The 16,730-nt window shown below is 65.8% G+C and carries 13 protein-coding genes; 3 read left to right on the forward strand and 10 right to left on the reverse strand.

The window, feature by feature from the left end:
• Positions 1 to 21: 21 nt before the first annotated feature.
• Positions 22 to 4,236, reverse strand: coding sequence for an NACHT domain-containing protein (locus tag ACOQPQ_RS14670; protein ID WP_420640154.1), 4,215 nt, complete (start codon positions 4,234 to 4,236; stop codon positions 22 to 24).
• Positions 4,233 to 5,483, reverse strand: a complete 1,251-nt coding sequence (locus tag ACOQPQ_RS14675; RefSeq protein ID WP_420640155.1) for an ATP-binding protein — start codon at positions 5,481 to 5,483, stop codon at positions 4,233 to 4,235. The genes ACOQPQ_RS14670 and ACOQPQ_RS14675 overlap by 4 nt, the downstream gene beginning before the upstream one ends.
• 144 nt (positions 5,484 to 5,627) lie before the next feature.
• Between ACOQPQ_RS14675 and ACOQPQ_RS14680 the strand changes: the two genes are divergently transcribed.
• Positions 5,628 to 6,032, forward strand: coding sequence for a cupin domain-containing protein (locus ACOQPQ_RS14680; protein ID WP_420640156.1), 405 nt, complete (start codon positions 5,628 to 5,630; stop codon positions 6,030 to 6,032).
• A gap of 85 nt (positions 6,033 to 6,117) precedes the next feature.
• On the opposite strand, the gene ACOQPQ_RS14685 is transcribed toward ACOQPQ_RS14680, so the two are convergent.
• Positions 6,118 to 6,687, reverse strand: a complete 570-nt coding sequence (locus tag ACOQPQ_RS14685; protein ID WP_420640157.1) for a hypothetical protein — start codon at positions 6,685 to 6,687, stop codon at positions 6,118 to 6,120.
• 23 nt (positions 6,688 to 6,710) lie between these two features.
• Here ACOQPQ_RS14685 and ACOQPQ_RS14690 point away from each other — a divergent pair, with 23 nt between their 5' ends.
• Positions 6,711 to 7,670 (forward strand): SDR family NAD(P)-dependent oxidoreductase, encoded by a 960-nt coding sequence (locus tag ACOQPQ_RS14690; protein ID WP_420640158.1) that lies wholly within the window; start codon positions 6,711 to 6,713, stop codon positions 7,668 to 7,670.
• A gap of 75 nt (positions 7,671 to 7,745) precedes the next feature.
• Here the strand turns inward: ACOQPQ_RS14690 and ACOQPQ_RS14695 are convergent, their stop codons facing one another.
• From ACOQPQ_RS14695 to ACOQPQ_RS14725, 7 genes are all read right to left on the reverse strand, one after another.
• Entirely contained in the window at positions 7,746 to 8,189 is a 444-nt protein-coding gene (locus tag ACOQPQ_RS14695; protein ID WP_420640159.1) for a hypothetical protein, read from the reverse strand.
• Complete coding sequence (locus ACOQPQ_RS14700) at positions 8,186 to 8,428, reverse strand: AbrB/MazE/SpoVT family DNA-binding domain-containing protein (RefSeq protein ID WP_420640160.1); 243 nt, start codon at positions 8,426 to 8,428, stop codon at positions 8,186 to 8,188. Before ACOQPQ_RS14700 ends, ACOQPQ_RS14695 begins: the two co-directional genes overlap by 4 nt.
• A 92-nt stretch (positions 8,429 to 8,520) precedes the next feature.
• Positions 8,521 to 9,894 (reverse strand): MmgE/PrpD family protein, encoded by a 1,374-nt coding sequence (locus ACOQPQ_RS14705; RefSeq protein ID WP_420640161.1) that lies wholly within the window; start codon positions 9,892 to 9,894, stop codon positions 8,521 to 8,523.
• Complete coding sequence (locus ACOQPQ_RS14710; protein ID WP_420640162.1) at positions 9,894 to 10,964, reverse strand: aromatic ring-hydroxylating oxygenase subunit alpha; 1,071 nt, start codon at positions 10,962 to 10,964, stop codon at positions 9,894 to 9,896. Before ACOQPQ_RS14710 ends, ACOQPQ_RS14705 begins: the two co-directional genes overlap by 1 nt.
• 25 nt (positions 10,965 to 10,989) lie before the next feature.
• On the reverse strand, positions 10,990 to 12,111 hold the full coding sequence (locus tag ACOQPQ_RS14715; protein ID WP_420640163.1) for a pyridoxal phosphate-dependent aminotransferase: 1,122 nt from the start codon (positions 12,109 to 12,111) through the stop codon (positions 10,990 to 10,992).
• A gap of 16 nt (positions 12,112 to 12,127) precedes the next feature.
• Complete coding sequence (locus ACOQPQ_RS14720) at positions 12,128 to 13,054, reverse strand: MurR/RpiR family transcriptional regulator (RefSeq protein ID WP_420640164.1); 927 nt, start codon at positions 13,052 to 13,054, stop codon at positions 12,128 to 12,130.
• Positions 13,051 to 14,226: a M24 family metallopeptidase gene (locus ACOQPQ_RS14725; protein ID WP_420640165.1), complete on the reverse strand. Its 1,176-nt coding sequence runs from the start codon at positions 14,224 to 14,226 to the stop codon at positions 13,051 to 13,053. Before ACOQPQ_RS14725 ends, ACOQPQ_RS14720 begins: the two co-directional genes overlap by 4 nt.
• Positions 14,227 to 14,276: 50 nt before the next feature.
• On the opposite strand from ACOQPQ_RS14725, the gene ACOQPQ_RS14730 reads away from it, so the two are divergent.
• Positions 14,277 to 16,727, forward strand: coding sequence for an FAD-dependent oxidoreductase (locus tag ACOQPQ_RS14730; RefSeq protein WP_420640166.1), 2,451 nt, complete (start codon positions 14,277 to 14,279; stop codon positions 16,725 to 16,727).
• The last annotated feature ends 3 nt before the right edge of the window (positions 16,728 to 16,730 follow it).

The following is a 16,730-nucleotide window of genomic DNA, read 5'->3' on the forward strand; positions in this document are numbered from 1 at the left end:
ATGCGCGAGCAGCCTTGATCGCTAGGTTCGCGTTCTGTGGTCCCCCGGTTTGGTCACGTCTAGCACGGCCACTTTGATCTTGTCGGCCTGGCCTGCGTCCAGCTCGGCCCGCACATGCTCGGACAGGGCCGCTTGCAGCTCTCCAGGGGTGGCGTAGCGCACTCCGTCAGGGGAGGTCTTCACTGGCTTGGGGTGGTCACCGAACCACAGCACCAGGTAGACGCCATAACCGGAGGAGGCCGGGTCGGTGGTGTACTGGTTCACCAGTTGATCGCGTGCCGCCGTCCAAAGATCTTCTTTGAAAGCCCTCTTGATCTCGATGGGGATGCTGATCTTCCCACAGCTCACCTCGATGTCCGCTCGAGTGTTCCCGGCATAGCGTGCCTCTGGGCGGCAATGCACACCGCTGGGGAGGCTGTTTTGCAACATGGGCAGGAGGGCATCCCGACAGGCATTTTCCGGCTTCGGTTCGCTGGGTTTCTCATTGGAATCCTGATTCCAGAAGGGACTCCACAGGTTGCTGCTGTCGCCTCGGATGTGCAGGCCGATTTCATCGAGTCGATCCTTGAGCAGGGCCGCCAGGTCACCGGCATTAGCTGGAGCGCCATTGCTCAGGGTGTTTACGACCTCCTCCACCGAAGGGTGGCGGTAGACGGCATCCCGGTGGAGACGGCGCTGCTCCTCCTGGGCTCGGACGAGGCACTCCCTCCACTCCTTGAGTTCAGGATTCTCAGTCAGTTCTGTCAGCAACGCTGCACAAGGGACAGGTGAGCTACCCAGTTGCCGAATCATGCGAGCAATCACGTCGGAAGTTTCCATGGCAAGGGTCACGACAGAAAATGTCTTGTCACCGACCCAAGAGGCTGGGGGGTAGTAACTACCCAAGACCTTGATCAGCGGGCTGATAGCGTCAGGGTCAGCATGACGCGTGAGGGGCTTCCACCGAGAAAGTCCCGACCGGGATCCGTAAGTCAGCAATTCAGCTAAGTGCTGGATCCGCTTACTGTTACCGTTCACAAAGTCAATCAATTTGGACTGACCAGCAGAACCTGACAGCAGATGTTCCATGGTGAGCCAGCGAACGCGCTGAACGTCGTACATCCTCTTGGTTTGTAGCTTGTCTTCCACTACGTCCAAGAGTAGTGACCGGTTACGGTACAGAAACGCTGAGGTCAGGATTCGATCGAGGATAGGCATTTGCCATTGCGGGGCATCGTCCTCAAATACCTTCAGCAGCTTCAGGCGCAACCCGTGAACAGCATCCTGAGGAAGGTCATCAGAGTCAAGTTCATTGAGACCAGGCAAGAAATCCCTGCGAGCGCGCAATACATCCGAGGCACAAGTCTCTATAGTGCTCAACACCAGCTTAGGATGTTCCTTACTCCAGCGGGTGTACCACGAGGGCATGGACTCATAGCCCAGTGGGAAATACAGGAACATCGTGATTGCCTGCTGTATCTGTAACTCAGAGAGACTGTCTAACCTCTGATCGCTATCCTGATCTAGCAAATCTAGGGATGCCAGCACAGGAAATGCTAGGAATGGCATTCTTCCTTCAAGAAAGACGGAGGTGATTTCCCCAATGCCAGGAATGCCTTCTCGAAACACGGCTTGCCGAAGTGCATCCTCAACCTGGTCAATCAATTCTTCATCATAGCCGAGAAACTCTTGCAGTCGGTCTCGTGGGTTCAAATTGGAATCAGTGCCAGCGGCGATTCCATGATACACAGTGGCCAATTGATGCAGGATGTGTGCGGGCAGGGAGTTGTTCCTCAAATGATCTTCATGTTCCCTCAGACTTTCCATCCTTCGAGTTCTCTTCTCTTGCTGTTCCCGATTATATTCTGCAACTCTTTGCTCCCTGTCCTTCCAGATGTGATCGCCTTCAGCACCACCTTTGGCTTGCAGGAACGCTTGCCATTGCTGTTTCAGTTCAGGATGATCTTCCATCAGGGATAGAGCGACGTCATGGTCCAACTCCTCACTGATTCCAGGCCGCTCCAAGGCGATGGCAGCGTGATTCAGTAGCACCGAGGCAAGTGCAGGTTCTGAGTTGCTGAACTCAATTGCGCTCTCTGCACACCAAAGGCCAAAGTCAGGTGGAAGCTTGCTTCCATGTAGCACATTCGACCATTCAAATCGCATGGGGAGAACTCCGAGTGCATGGTCATGCAGATTTTTGGATTCAATCCCGTTGCGGATCCAGGCTAGGTAGATTGCCTTCTGGGTGTCGGGATGCTCCTGCAGCCACTCGCGAATCCTATCCTGCTGGCGACTTTCCTGCCGAGAAATGCTGTGATTGGCAGTACTAGTTAGCCAGGTGGTCAGGCTGTTGACGTCTAGCGAATCCCCAACAAGTTCGAGGTACCTGCTGAGTGGGGCAAGGAACACATGCCGATTAGCAAAGAAAGAGCCATTGTCGTGAATCCTCTGCACTTGCTCTTGGTCGAGGGCGTTGAGTAGCTCTAGTACGTCAGGTAGGCTGGCAATCTCTACATGGGGTACAAAGTAGTCCCACCAGAACTGCTGATAGGAACCACGAAACGATTCATTGTTGCGGTACTCTATGTACTTCCAAATGTTGGAATCAGAGATGTGGCTCGGGTATAGGGCCGTCAACAGTCTTCCATAAGTGTCATCGAAGGGATCTTCTGTGGTGCCTGCAATGATGTCTTCCAAGAGCTTGAACAGCAGTCCATGGTCTCGGTCGGGGTCTGCCACCAAGTGAAGGTAAGCATCCACGGTCCAACGCCTCATGTCGGGTGATATGTCCCTTGTCTCAAGGATGTCGGAAAGGACCGGAGCCAGCCCGGCCAGGCCTGGCTGGTTCGAGGTGTCGGCTTGGGCCAGCACTTCCAAGAGGAACATCCTGATGTCCTCGGTCTCCTCTCCCTTGTCCTTAAGGAAGTCTGCGAGCGTGTCCTTCATGGGGGCTGATGCCAGGGCGCGGAAAGCCCAGGCGGTGTCATCTCTCAACCCGCTGTCAGGGTCGTCGCGGAACTGATGGCCGAACAGCGGCCCGCGCGTGGCAAAGTCGTGAAGCGACTCAATAAGGTATTTCTTCTCGTCCCTGTCGAATTCGCTTACGTCCCCATAGAGGCCAGTGCCGACGGGATCGGCCTTGATGATTCGAACGCGGGCCTGGGTGCAGTGGGTAGCCAGCCATGCCGCCAAGCCCCGTAGTGGCGTCACGATGCCTCCATCGACATCGCTGGTCATGAGGGCAAGCAACCGAGAAGCGGGCAGGCCGTCGTCTATCAGCTTCGCCAGGTACCGGCCCCCGAGATACTCAGCCACTCGGCGGTGAACCGGCTGGAATCGTCCTTCCCCTGCACTGGTGAACAGCCCTGTCGCCAGCGTCTGCCTCCAGGCACGGTCGGCATCCGGTGTGCCCGGGCAGTTTGCGGCCACCCCGAGGAGAGTGTCGATGCACGGGTAGGGGTCATCTCCCTGCTGAGGCCTCATGCCCCAACCCTCCTGGCCGGAGAGCAGTGAGGTAGCACAAAGCTGACCGGCCGCGGCCAAGACCTCATCGATGCTCGCGGGGCTTGAGCTGGTCGCGGCGAGGTGTTCCTCATTCCATTCGGTGGCGAGCCGTCTGCAGGCCCGTTCGAGGGTTTCTCGCTGGCTACTCGGCCAGCTCCCGCCGCTGGCGACGGCCTTGGCCAGCATCTCCAGCATGAGAGGGTTGCCCAGCATGGCGGTGACACCATGACGCTCAGCTTCCTGGAGGAATTGCCGAGGTTCGAGGTCGGGGATGACCTCGGCCACCAGTTCGCCGGCTGAGGTGTCGCTGAGCGGGTTGAGCTGCAGGACCGTGATCTGCCCACCAGGCGAGACTGCTTCCAGGGCTTGCTGGTCACTGGTGCCCATCCAGTCGACGGCTCGACAACAGATGCGAAAGTGGGGGCAGCCAAGTAAGTCGAGTTGTCGGCGGATCTGGTCCAGCGGCCTTCTCCGGTCCTGGCTGCCTGCTCGCACTTCGTCCAGGCCATCGATGAACAGCACCTTGTCTCGCCATTCAGGGCGCTTCTCCACATCAAAGGTGATGAAGTCTCGAGCCGGGACCCACTGGGCAGGTTGATCGCATGACTCTGCTTCACGCTCGAATTCGGTGGTCTTGCCGGAGCCAGGATCACCCAAGAGGACATAGGCAGGCTCCGACCGGAAGTCACGGAGCGGCCCAGCCTTCTTGGAAGTAAGGTCTGTGCAGGTTCGGGAGACGTAGGTGGTCATTGTTTCTCAAGCCAGTGATCTGCAGGCGAGGACAGGAACTCTTGCAGCGGAATCCCTGAATCACCTACCACGAGGGTCGTACAAAACTTGAATTGCTCCTTAAACTCAAGGAGGCCTGCCGGGGTCTCGCGCGTCCTACCGCTCTTCACTTCGATTGCAACCAGACGAGGCCCTCGTTGCAATACAAAGTCCACTTCACGATTACTCATCCGCCAGTATTTGACTCTCGTAGCAGTAGAGCATGAGTTGAGGAGATGTGCGCCCACTGTGCTTTCAACCATCCGGCCCCAGAATGAGCGGTCAGCTCGGGCTTCGTCAAACGTACGGTCAGAGCGAACAGCCATGAGGGCGGTATTGAGAACAATCAGTTTTGGGGTATCGGATTTTGCTGACACTGCACGACTTCTATGTTTCTGCAGGCCAGAAACAAGTCCTACTCTGTCCAGGAGTCTCAAGTAGCCTGCCAAAGTAGTTGTATTTCCTGCTTCCTGCAATTGACCAAGCATCTTGTTGTAGGAGAGAATTTGCCCAGAATATGCCATGCTGAGTTCCAGCAAACGCCGCAACAGCGCCGGCTTGTCAACCCGGACCATGGCTAGCAGGTCACGTTCCACTGCCGGCTCAATGAGTGCATCACGAACGTAGGCGGCCCACCTGGCCTGATCGGAGATGAGGGGAGCGGCACCAGGAAAGCCCCCGAAGTAGACGTACTCATCCACGCTGAAGCCGAACGCTTCCGACATTTCGGAGTACGACCAGTGGGTATGGCGGATCGGCTCGAATCGGCCGGCCAGGGTCTCGTTGATGCCCTGTTGCAGCAGGAGCGGGGCCGACCCGAGGATCACCACGTGGAGCGGACAGTCGATGGCCCGATCTTGGTCCCACAGGCCCTTGACCGTGTTGGCCCAGTCGTCGATCTTCTGGATCTCGTCCAACACGAGGACGAAGCCCTCCGGTGACGAAAAGGCCCGATGTCTGCTGTCTTCCCAGATTCTGACCAACTCCTGCCGGTCGGGGAGGCTGCCGGTCCTGACACTGGTTGCCTCGGCGGACGGGTCAAGCCCAGGTTGCTTCGGTGGTTGATCCATGGCCTCGTAACGCCAGGGCCTCTGGATGCGCTCCAGTGCTTGGAGCACTGCCGTAGTCTTGCCCGTCTGGCGAGGCCCGAAGATGGCGATGATCCGCTGTGGCGGCTCGTTCAGCCGCTCGACGATGGTCGCCACCTGCGGGCGTTCAAATCGGGTCATGCAGGGCAGCATAGCAAGATTAGTTACTCTATTGAGTAAAATCACTCAATAGAGTGTTCCAACCGATGACTGCCGCCCATCGGCAGCTATGGTGACTACATTGGAGGTCCGTGGCCCGCCAGGTGGCTGTGAGGAGTGGAGGGGATGTCGATGGAACCGAAGGTGTTGCGGTTTGAGGATGTTGGGTGGGTGGATGAGGCGGCCAATTCCGACGCGCCTGCGGAGATGGTGGCCGAGGCCCGGCGGCGGGGGGCGGCCCGCAAGTACCTGGCCCAGGGTGACGGGGGGTTTTGGTGTCAGTACACCACCATGCCCGCCGGGTATCACGTGCCGCCCCACAGCCATGATCAGAACGAGCTGTTGATCGTGTTGTCGGGGGGCTGTCGGGTGTGGCCCGATGGTGCGGACGGACCCTCGATGGATCTCGGCCCCAAGGATTCGGTGATACTGGCCGCCAACCACGAGTACTCGTTCACCTGCGGGCCCGACGGCATGGAGTTCTATGTGCTGCGCCCCGGCCAGTCCACCGCTGCCTTCAGCACCGGGTAGCTCGCAGCCGGGAGGCTCGGCACCGGGGGCTCAGTCCCTGGAAACTGGGCACCGGGGGCCAATCATTGGTCGGGGTTGCAGGCTGTCAATCAGGCCTGCGGAGGTCGACGCGCAGGGTGGTGTGGGTTGGGTGTTGGGGTGGGTCGGTGAAGCCGAAGCCGAGAGGGCGGGTCACCCGGGTGAGGGGGCCGAGGTCCCGGCCCGAGAGTTGGGCCGACGCCTGGACCACCCGCACCACACGCTGCGTGCGATACCACTCGGCCACCCCCGTCGGGCTGACCCCGTAGGTGCGCACGCCCAGTAGGGCTCGGGCGCACCAGTTCTCCACCGTGGCGGTGACCCTCCGGGGCCGAGGGGGCAGGTTCACCCCCGCCCACCCCACCTGGAGCGACAGGACCAGCTCGGCGGTGCGCACCTCCCACCGTCGGCGTAGGGCGGACACCTCGACCACACCGTGTCGCACCTGCTCGAAGGGGTACACCGACGTGATGTAGTCCGCCGCGTGGGCCGGGGCCAGCAGCACCCGACTGCCGTCGGGTTGGGCCCACATGACGTCGGCGAACGGTCCGATCGGGCTGGTGCGCCAACTCCCGACGACGAACCGGTCGCCCGAGGCGAACCCCACTGCCGTGATCGATCCCCGCAGTGTCTCCATCATCTTCAGGTTAGGGTGGCGCGATGACACGTCGGTTGGAGGGCAGGGTTGCGATCGTCACCGGGGCGGGTGGTGGCATCGGGCGGGAGCACGCCCATTTGCTGGCCTCCGAGGGGGCCCGGGTGCTGGTCAACGATCTGGGGATCCGCAAGGCCCCCGATGGGGTGGCGGCCAACGCCGAGCGGGTGGCCGGCGAGATCACCGACGCGGGCGGCCAGGCCGTGGCCAGCGACGTCTCGGCCACTTGGGACGGGGCCGCCGAGATCGTGGCCCAAGCGGTGGACGCCTTCGGACGGCTCGACATCGTGATCAACAACGCCACCGCCGGGCGCAACAACGACATTTGGCGCTTCACCGAAAAGGAGTGGGACCTCACGGTCGACGTCAACCTCAAGGGCTACTTCGCCATGATGAAGCACGCCGTGCCGCACCTGGTGGCACAGGAGACCAGCGTCATCATCAACACCAGCTCGGGCTCTGGCTTCGGGCACCCGTCGCACTGCGCCTACTCGGCGGCCAAGGAGGGGGTGATCGGCCTCACCCGCACGGCCGCCCGTGAGTTGGGCCGCTTCGGGGTGCGGTGCAACGCCATTCGGCCTCGGGCCGACGGCGCCTCCACCGCCGAATACGCCGTGCGCACCGCCCGGTGGACCGATGTGATGGCCCTGACCATGGCCCCAAGGGGGGCCGATGCCGTACCGGTGCCCGAGCCCAGCGAAGATCGCTACGCCCCTCGCAAGATCGCCCCACTGGTGGTGTGGCTGTGCACCGACGCCGCCCGCCACGTGACCGGACGCACCTTCCACATCTCCGGCGACATCGTGAGCCGCCTCAGCGAACCCGCACGTGAGGTGGCCGTTTACCAGCACGACGGCCTCACCCTCGACGCCCTGGACGAGTTCTCCGGTCGCCACCTGACCGAGGACCTGGCCAACGACTACCTCCTGGACGACCGCCCCGACCTCCAAGTCTTCGAACCCTGACCCAGCCGGCGCCTAGGGCCAGGGTCGATCGGGCCAAAGCCGACGGGGGCTACCGGATCCGGCCCGACAGCAGGGTCAGGCCGTCACCACCCGAACCGCGAGCCCCAAGCGCTCCGCCGCGTTCAGCAAAGGGACGTTGTTGTCGGCGGCCGCGAGGCAGATCTCCGCGTCCAAGTAGCGGGCGGCCGCCGCGGCCTCCAACGACAGGGGGTTGAGCCGAGCACCGCCAACGGCGAGAGCCCCCATCGACCAGCCCAGGGTGCGCAGCGACACCAGTTCGACGGCAGGGGGAAGTCGGACGACCGAGGCAATGACGCCGGCCGCTGCGTTGTCATCGAGGCGGTTGAGCATTCGGGACATCGACCCGACCACTTCCCGATCGGCCAACGCTCGGCACAGTCGGTGATACCACAACCCGGTGGTGGCGATTCTGGCCCCCGTCGGCCTCAGGTCATCGGGCTCGTCATCGAGCAGCAAGCGCAAGAGGATGTGGTCGTCGACCACGACAACATTGGTCATGCAAGGTCGGGGTCGTCAGCCGCGACCTTGGCGGCCAGCGAGGGGTACCCACCGGCCTCGCGAATGGCCTCCTTGAGCAGTGTCCGGAGCCCTCCTTGGCCCGCGGGCACGATGACCAGGGCGTTGCCGAGGTCGGCGATCTCCACTGCGCCTCCCTCGGCGATGTTCCATCGGCGTCGGGCTTCGGCGGGGAGCACCATCTGGCCCCGTTCTGACACCCGGTAGACGGCTGTGGCCATGCGGTCAGGCTACAAGGCAATATGTAGTAATCACAAGAGTGACTTGTAACGGACACGGGGGCCTCGTGCCTCAGGCCGACGCCGAGCGGGTCTCAGGCGACCAAGAACGCGGTGAGGTCGGTGATCGGGTGGGAATGGTGGGCCACGGCCTGGCGGAGGGTACGGGCGAAGCCGGGTGGGGCCAGGCCCGCCACCAGGGTGTCGCACTTGGCGTCGAGTTCCTCGGGGCTCAACCGGTCGTGCATGGAGCCCTTCTGGCCGTGGACGGTTCGCACCCGCACCTCGCCTGAGGTCAGGTGGATTCGCACCCGTCCCCCCATCTTCCAGGCGTAGGTACGGTCGAACTCGGGGGCGGCTCGCACCGAGACCACCTTGGCCTGGAGATCGGCCAGCGCCGGGTCGGCGATGCGCTCGGGCCGGTAGGTGGCGGGATCGCCGGGGTCGGCCAGGATGGCGGCGGCGATGTTGAACTCGGCGGAGTACTGGGCGGCCATCACCGACACGGTGCCGTCCAGGCTGTTCTGGGTGGCCGCCTTGGTGGGGCACTCGGCCTCGATTCGGGCGATCCGGTCGGGCTGCAGCCCGTGCTCGGCGGCCAACTCGGCGGCGGCCTGGATGAGGGGGTGGATGTCGCTGCAGGCGGCATAGGGCTTGACGGTGATCTCGTCGATGATCCAGCGGTCCCCGAGGGCATCGACCAGCAATTCGGGGCGGGGATCGGGGCCGAACACGGCACAGAACCCGTAGGTGCCGGCCAACCCGTCGGTGGCCCCTTCCACGCCCCGGGCGGCCAGCGACGCGGCCAGCACCCCGGCCTCCGCGGCCCGCCCGGCGTGGATCCGCTTGGCCATCCCCCCCGAGGAGGCGAACTCCATGGTGCCCGACGCCAGCGACACCGCGATCCCGAAGGCGTGGTTGAGCATCTGACCGTCGAAGCCGAGCAACCGCCCGGCCGCTGCCGTCGAGCCGAACACCCCCGACATCGACGTGGGGTGGAAGCCGGCCAGCATGTGCCCGGCCGGGCCCACCGCGATGCCCGCTCGGCCCATGGCCTCGTAGCCGATGACGACCGCCTCCAGCAGGTCGCCGATGGATGCGCCCTCGGCCTCGGCCAGGGCCAGGGCGGCGGGCACCACCACCGCGCCGGGATGGCTGATGGCTTCCTCGTGCACGTCGTCCAACTCGAAGGCGTGGGCCGACGAGCCGTTGGCAAAGGCGGCCATGGCCGGAGTCGTCGGACGGTCGGCCCCGATGACCGTGCAGGGCCCCTGGCCCCCGGTCAACCCGGCGTGGACGATGGCCGCCTGCGACCACGGTTGGGTGGCCCCGAACACCGTGCAGCCCACGGTGTCGACCACGGCGTCGGCGGCCCGATCCAGCAGCCGACGGTCGATGCGACCGGAAAGTCCGGCCAAGAAATCGGCCAACCGGCGAGACGGCGACCGGTGCCGGTCCGGGGGTGCCATCACCGGTCGCCGAGGGCGTCGAGCAGCAGGCCGTGCAGATGGGGCACCGCGTTCTCGGCGTGCACGTCGGCCACCCCGCTGGGATCGACGATCAGGGGGCCGGGACGGTAGCCCCGGCTGGCCATGCCCCGTTGTACCGACTCCATGAGGTCGAAGTCCTCGGCCACCGTGGTGGTCCAGTCCAGGTCGATCACCTCTTGCTGGGGCGGCGTCGGCTCGGGGCGGTCGAGCCACCACTCCCGGATCAACAGCGTCCGGTCCACTTCCAGCGGCACCCACCGAAACGTGTTGAGCACCTGTCCGGGGTAGCACTGGATGGACGAAGCCGGCCAGGTGAAGAACGACCCGTAGTCGTTGGCGTCGCTCGGGCGGACGTACCCCGACCGTTCCGGTGTGGGTCCCTCGGCGGTGTGGTGGATGGTGGCCCCCCGGGGGGTGATGCGGTAGCTGCCCGGCGTGACCACCCCGGCGGTGAACGTCTTGTGGACGTTCGGGCAGTGGTAGCACTCGTTGTAGTTCTCGACGGCCACCTTCCAGTTGGCCCCGATCAACTGGGTGCGGCGGTGCGACAGCACCCGGTCGGGGGCATCGGGGGCGATGGCCAGGAGTTCGGCCTCGATGCCGGGGATGGTGTCGGCCAACGAGGCGGCGTCGGGGTCGAGGTTCACGAACAGGAACCCGCCCAGCGACTCCACCGCCACGCCGGGAATCTGCACCTCGCCCACGTCCTCGCCCCGAGCGCTGAGCAACACCCCGTCGAGGCCGTACGTCCAGGCGTGGTACGGGCAGGTGAAGCTGGACGCCGTCCCCTCGTCGGCGGTCACCAGCTCGTGGCCCCGATGGCGGCAGACGTTGTACAGGCCCCGAACCGTCCCGCCGTCGTTGACCACGATCACGTGCTCGTCGCCCACCCGAGCGGTGACGTGCCGGCCGGGCGACGCCACTTGCGACCGGTGGCCCACCAGGAGCCACGAGCGGGCGAAGATGCGCTCCAACTCGCGGGCGAAGACCGCGGGGTCGGTGTAGTAGTGGGGGTCAAGCCCCCGCTGGTGGCTCGCTCCCATCGTCATCGCCCCCCATCGAACTACGCCCTCCTCAGTCCAGGTCCCTCAGCGCGTCCACCAGGTGATCCATCTTCTCCGGGAGGTTCACGTCGCAGCGCAGGAACCGGTCCTCCAGGCCCCGCCACGACACCGCGCCGTCCTTCACGATCACGCCCCGCTCCAGCAGGCCGTTGAACACCGCGTTGGAATCGGTGTCGGGATCGACGATCTCCACCAGAAAGAAGTTCGACCGGCTGTGGGGCACCATCCGGAACCGGTCCAGTTCCCCGAAGCGGCGGGCCACATGGTGGCGGGATTCGGCGATGGTGGCCACCGTGCGGGCCACGTGGTCATCATCATCGAGGGCGGCGATGCCCCCGGCGATCTGCAATCCGCCCATGTTCCACGTGGGCTTGACCGCCAACAGGGCGTCGATGATCGGCCGGGACGCCACCCCGAATCCCACCCGCAGCCCGGCCAGCCCGTACGCCTTGGAGAACGTGCGCAGCACCACGGCGTTGTCGTACTCCCGGGCCAAGTGGATGTAGCCGGGGGTGGCCGAATAGTGGACGTAGGCCTCGTCGAGCACCACCAGGGCACGGGGGGCGGCCTCGATGATCCGGCGGACGTCGGACTCGCTCAGCCAGGTGCCCGAGGGACTGTGCGGGTTGGTGACGAACACGATCCGGGTGTCGTCGTCGACGGCGGCGAGGTAAGCGTCCACGTCGAGGGCCATGGAGGGGCGGTCGGTGGCCTCGAACACCAGCACGGGGACACGCCCTTCGGTCTCGGCAAACAGGTGGTAGATGGGAAAGCAGGGGCCCGGCATCTGGATCCGGCCACCGGGCGGGCAGAAGGCCCGGATGACCAGCGAGATGATCTCGGTCTCCCCGGCGCCGCACACCACCTGTGACGGCTCGTAGCCGTAGACCTCGGCGATCTTCTCCCGCAGGGGCTCCGCCGTCCACGACGGATACAGGTGCAGGCGCTCCAGGGCATCGCCAATGGCGGCTCGGGCCTTGGGCGAGGCCCCGTGGGGGTTCTCGGCCGACCCCAGCTTGGCGATGTCGGCGGGCGAAATCCCGTAGCGCCGGGCCACGTCGTCGGCGGCCAGCCCCGGTACGTAGTACTCGGGGCTCTTGAGGCCGGGATGGGCGACTCGAGCAGGGGGCATCACGTTCCGTCCCGTCTCAAGGGGCGTAGATCCCGGCGGCTCGGCGGTTGGCGTGGAAGGCGTCGATGGCGCCGACCACGTCGGCGGGGGCGTCGGCCATCACGAAAGCGAGCAGCACCTCGAGCAGGGCCACCGCCGCGATGCTGGAGGAGAACGGCAGCGGGGAGTCGGTGGGCACCACGAAGGCGTGAGTGGCCGGGGCCAGTATGGGCGACGCCCAACTGTCGGAGACCGAGATCACCGGGATGCCCCGCTCGGTGGCCAATCGGACGGCGTCGATGATCTCCACCCGGTAGGGGCTGAAGGTCATGGCCACCAGCACGTCGTCGGGCCTCATCCGGGCCACGTCGTCGATGGCCAGCCCGATGGTGGGGATGGCGGTCACGTTGTCCACCGCCATGGTGGCCACGTAGGCGAAGTTCTCGGCCAGCGGCTTGGCCGTCCCCACCCCGAGCACGTTGGTGAGGCGGGCGGCGTCGATGAGGTCGGCGGCCGCTTTGAGTTCGGCGGTCTGCACGTCGGCGAACAGCGCTTCGACGTTGCCGAGGCCGGCGGCGGCCATGTCGGCCAACAGGGCGCCGTGGCGGCCCCCTTCGTTGATGGACCGCAGGAACCGGGCCCGGTCGGGGAACGACGGGGCTCCGTCGGCCGCCTGCTGCTGGAACGGTGCCCGGAAGTCCTCGTAGCCCTCGAAGCCCACCGCCCGGGCCATGCGCACCAGGGTGTTGGGCTTCACCCCGGCGGCCTGGGCCAGCCCCCGCATGGAGGTGACGGCCACCTCGCCGGGATGATTCAGCACGTAGGTGGCGGCCTGTCGCACCTGGGGCGAGAGGTCGGCCAGCGCGTTGGTGAGGGCTTGCAGGATGGGCTGGGGGTCGGCGCCACCGGGCTCGTCCGGGGCGGGCGGCCCGATCGGAAGGGCACCGGCGGCGACCGATGTCACAGCAGCTCCTCCTCGAACGGGTAGGACGAGAGCCGGACCGGGCCGTTGGCGGTCACCAGATACATGTCCTCCAGCTTGACGCCTGGTCCGCCCCGACAGGAGCCCACGAAACTCTCCACCGCCAGCACGGTGTCGGCCACCAGCTCGCCGTCGTACCCGGCGTGGTCCCAGTCGCAGCGGTGGGCGATCTTCGGATACTCGTCGGTCATCCCCACCCCGTGTGCCAGGCAGGTGTAGCGGTGGGGCACAAAGTCGTCGTGGTGGACGTAGGCCTGCTCGGCGACCTCCCGGAATGATCGCCCTGGCACCAACAGCGACGCATTGTGGGTGATCTCGTCGAGGGCCCGTCGGTGGAGGTCACGCTGGACGGCGGTGGGGGCGGCGGCTGTCAGCCAGGTGCGGGAAATGTCGGCGCAGTAGCCGAACGGACCCACCATGTCGGTGTCAAAAGCCACGAGATCACCGGCCTCGATGACCCGGTCGGTGGCCATTTGGTACCAGGGATTGGTGCGGGGCCCGCTGCACAGCATGCGGGAGTCGATCCAATCCCCGTCGTTGGCGATGTTCACCTGGTGCAACAGGGCGTAGAGCTGGTTCTCGGTGACGCCCGGCCGCAGCGCGGCCCGCATGACGTCCATGGCTGCCTCGGCCACCGCGATGGCGTGGCGCAGGCACCCGATCTCCTCGGGGGACTTCACGTGCCGGGCGGCCTCCATCAGGGGCTCGCCGTCGATCACCCGCAGGCCCCGCTCGGCCAGCGCGCACAGGGTGCTGGGGTTGATCGGCTCCACGGCGACCCGGGCGCCGGGTCCGGCGGCCGCCTCCACGTCGGCGGCGAACCGCCGAGCCCGCTTGGTGAGGTCGAGCCCGCCGTCGAAGCTGTTCATGGCGTGCGTCGGCTGAGCGGAGCCGACCGTGGGTGGCGACGAGCCGTAGCCCCCGTGCATGGCCATGGTGCCGTCGCCGTGCACGAACAGGTCGTACACCTGGATGCGGGACTGATAGAGCGGGTACTCCCGCCAGTCGCAGGCGTAGCGGAGGCTGACCGGGTTGAGCAGCACCAGCAGGTCCACGTCGGCGGCCTCCATCTGATCGATGATCCGTCGGCGCCGGTAGGACACCAGCGCATCCCGGTCGACGTCGGGAGGGGGAAGGACCGGCACGTTCGCCACTAATGCACAAATGTACCACAGTCATCTTCAATGTGGTACAAATGTGGCACATGGAGCTGCCCGATTCCGCCCAGGTCGTGATCATCGGCGGGGGGATCTGTGGGGCCAGCCTGCTCTACCACCTGGCCCATGAGGGGTGGACCGACACCGTGCTGGTGGAAAAAGCCGAACTCACCTCGGGGTCCACGTGGCACGCCGCCGGCCAGATCACCCACTCGGTGTCGAGCTATACCCTGGCCAACTTCCGCAAGTACGGCTGCGAGCTGTACGCCTCGCTGACCGAGGAGAGCGGGGTGGCCACCTCCTGGCACCGCAGCGGGAGCTTCCGGGTGGCCTACGAGCCCATCGAGGTCGACTGGTTGCGGGGGCAGTTGGGGGTGGCCGAGTACGTGGGCAACCACATGGAGTGGGTGGAGCGCGACGTGGTCGCCAAGTGGCACCCGTTTTACGTGGTGGACGACGTGATCGGCGCGGTGTGGACTCCCGACGACGGCCACGTCGACCCCACCGGGGCGGTCAACGCCCTGGTGTCGGTCGCCCGCGAAAGGGGGGCGCGCATCAGCCGCCGCAATCGAGTGGTGGCCATCAGCCGCCGAGGCGACGGGGAGTTCGACGTGGTCACCGAGCACGGCACCGTTCGAGCCCAACACGTGGTGAACGCCGCGGGCTGCTATGCCCACCAGGTGGCCCGCATGGTGGGGCTGAGCATCCCCCTGGCCAACGCCCTGCACAGCTATCTGCTCACCGACGTGGTGCCCGAGTTCGCCCACCTCGACCACGAGCTGCCGGTGGTCCGCGACGACTACGTCTCCGGCTACGTGCGCCAAGAGCAGCAGGCGGGGCTGATCGGCATCTACGAGCAGCACAACGCCGAGACGGCGTGGCCCGCCGGCCCCGAGTGGTCGCTGGAGAACCCGCTGTTTCCCGCCGACTACGACCGCATCGGGTTCTGGCTGGCCCGGGCCTTCGAGCGGGTGCCCGTGCTCGAACCGGTGGGCATCAAGAGAGTCATCCGGGGGGCCATCACCCACACCCCCGACGGCGAGGCCCTCCTCGGACCTTCGGGCATTCCCAATTTCTGGATGATGGCCGGCGTGCAGGTGGGCCTGGCCGACGGACCGGGGCTGGGCCGGGAGCTGGCCCGGTGGATGGTCCACGGCGAAACCGAGCTGAGCGTGCGCAGCTACGACCCTCGCAGGTTCGGCTTCGTGCCGCCCGACGACACCATGCGATACGGACGCATCAAGGGGGCCGAGGACTACGAGTTCCGCCACCAGACGCCGGTGCCCGGCCTCGAACACCCCGAGCTGCGGCCCTACCGCACCAACCCGCTCCATGAGCGGCTGGCCGACCGGGGGGCGGTGTTCACCCAGGTGTACGGGTGGGAGCGGCCCAAGTGGTATCCCACGGTGGCCGGTCTGCCCCAATCCGACGTGGTGGCCTTTCGCCACACCGGCTGGTTCCCGGTGGTGGCCGAGGAGTGTCGGGCCGTGCGGGAGCGGGTCGGCATCCTCGACAGCACCGCCTTCGCCAAGTTCGACCTGGTGGGGCCCGACGCCGCCGAGGTGATCGACCGGCTCACCACCAACACGGTGCCCGGCGTGGGGCGGATCAGCCTCAGCTACCTGCTCACCCCCACCGGGCGGCTGGAGGGCGAGGCCACCATCACCCGCCTGGCCGACGACTACTTCTATCTGGTGTCGGCTGCGGTGGGGGAGCAGAAGGACCGCGAGTACTTCGAGACCCACTGGCCCTCCGGCGCCCGCGCCGAGCTTCGAGTGCGCTCCGGGGAGATTGGCGTGCTGGCCGTTGCCGGTCCCCGGGCCCGGGATCTGCTGGTCCGGTGCACCGACGCCGACCTGGGCAACGTGGCCTTCCGGTGGCTGAGCGCCAAGCGCATCACCGTGGCCGGGGTCGAGGTGCGGGCGCTGCGGGTGGGGTTCGTGGGGGAGCTGGGCTGGGAGTTGCATGCGCCCACCGAGGATCTGGGCACCCTGTACGACGCCCTGTGGGAGGCGGGCGGCGACCTGGGGGTGGCCAACGTGGGCAACCACGCCCTCGACTCGCTGCGCATGGAGAAGCAGTACCCGATCAGCCGCGACCTCACCCACGACGTGGGCCCCGACGAGGCCGGACTGCACCGCTTCGTCAAGGTGGACAAGGGCCCCTTCGTGGGCCGGGACGCGTTGGTGGCCCGTCGGTCCCTGGCCGAGTCGGGGGAGCGCCCCTATCGCTGGCGGCTGGCCTATCTGGCCGTCGACACCGACGTGGCCGACGTCCACGCGGGCGACGCGGTGTACGCCGGAGGCGAGCCCGTCGGGGTGATCACCACCGGCGCGCACGGACACGTCGTGGACCAGGGCCTGGGTTTCGCCTACCTGGCCCCGGCACACGGTGCGCCCGGCACCGAACTGGAGGTCCGGGTGGTCGGCGATCTGCGCCCTGCCCGGGTGTTGAGCGAACCGGCCTACGATCCCGCCGGCGCCCGCCTGAGGATGTGACGC

This window comes from Candidatus Poriferisocius sp., assembly GCF_965219775.1.
Classification (GTDB): Bacteria; Actinomycetota; Acidimicrobiia; order Acidimicrobiales; family Bin134; genus Poriferisocius.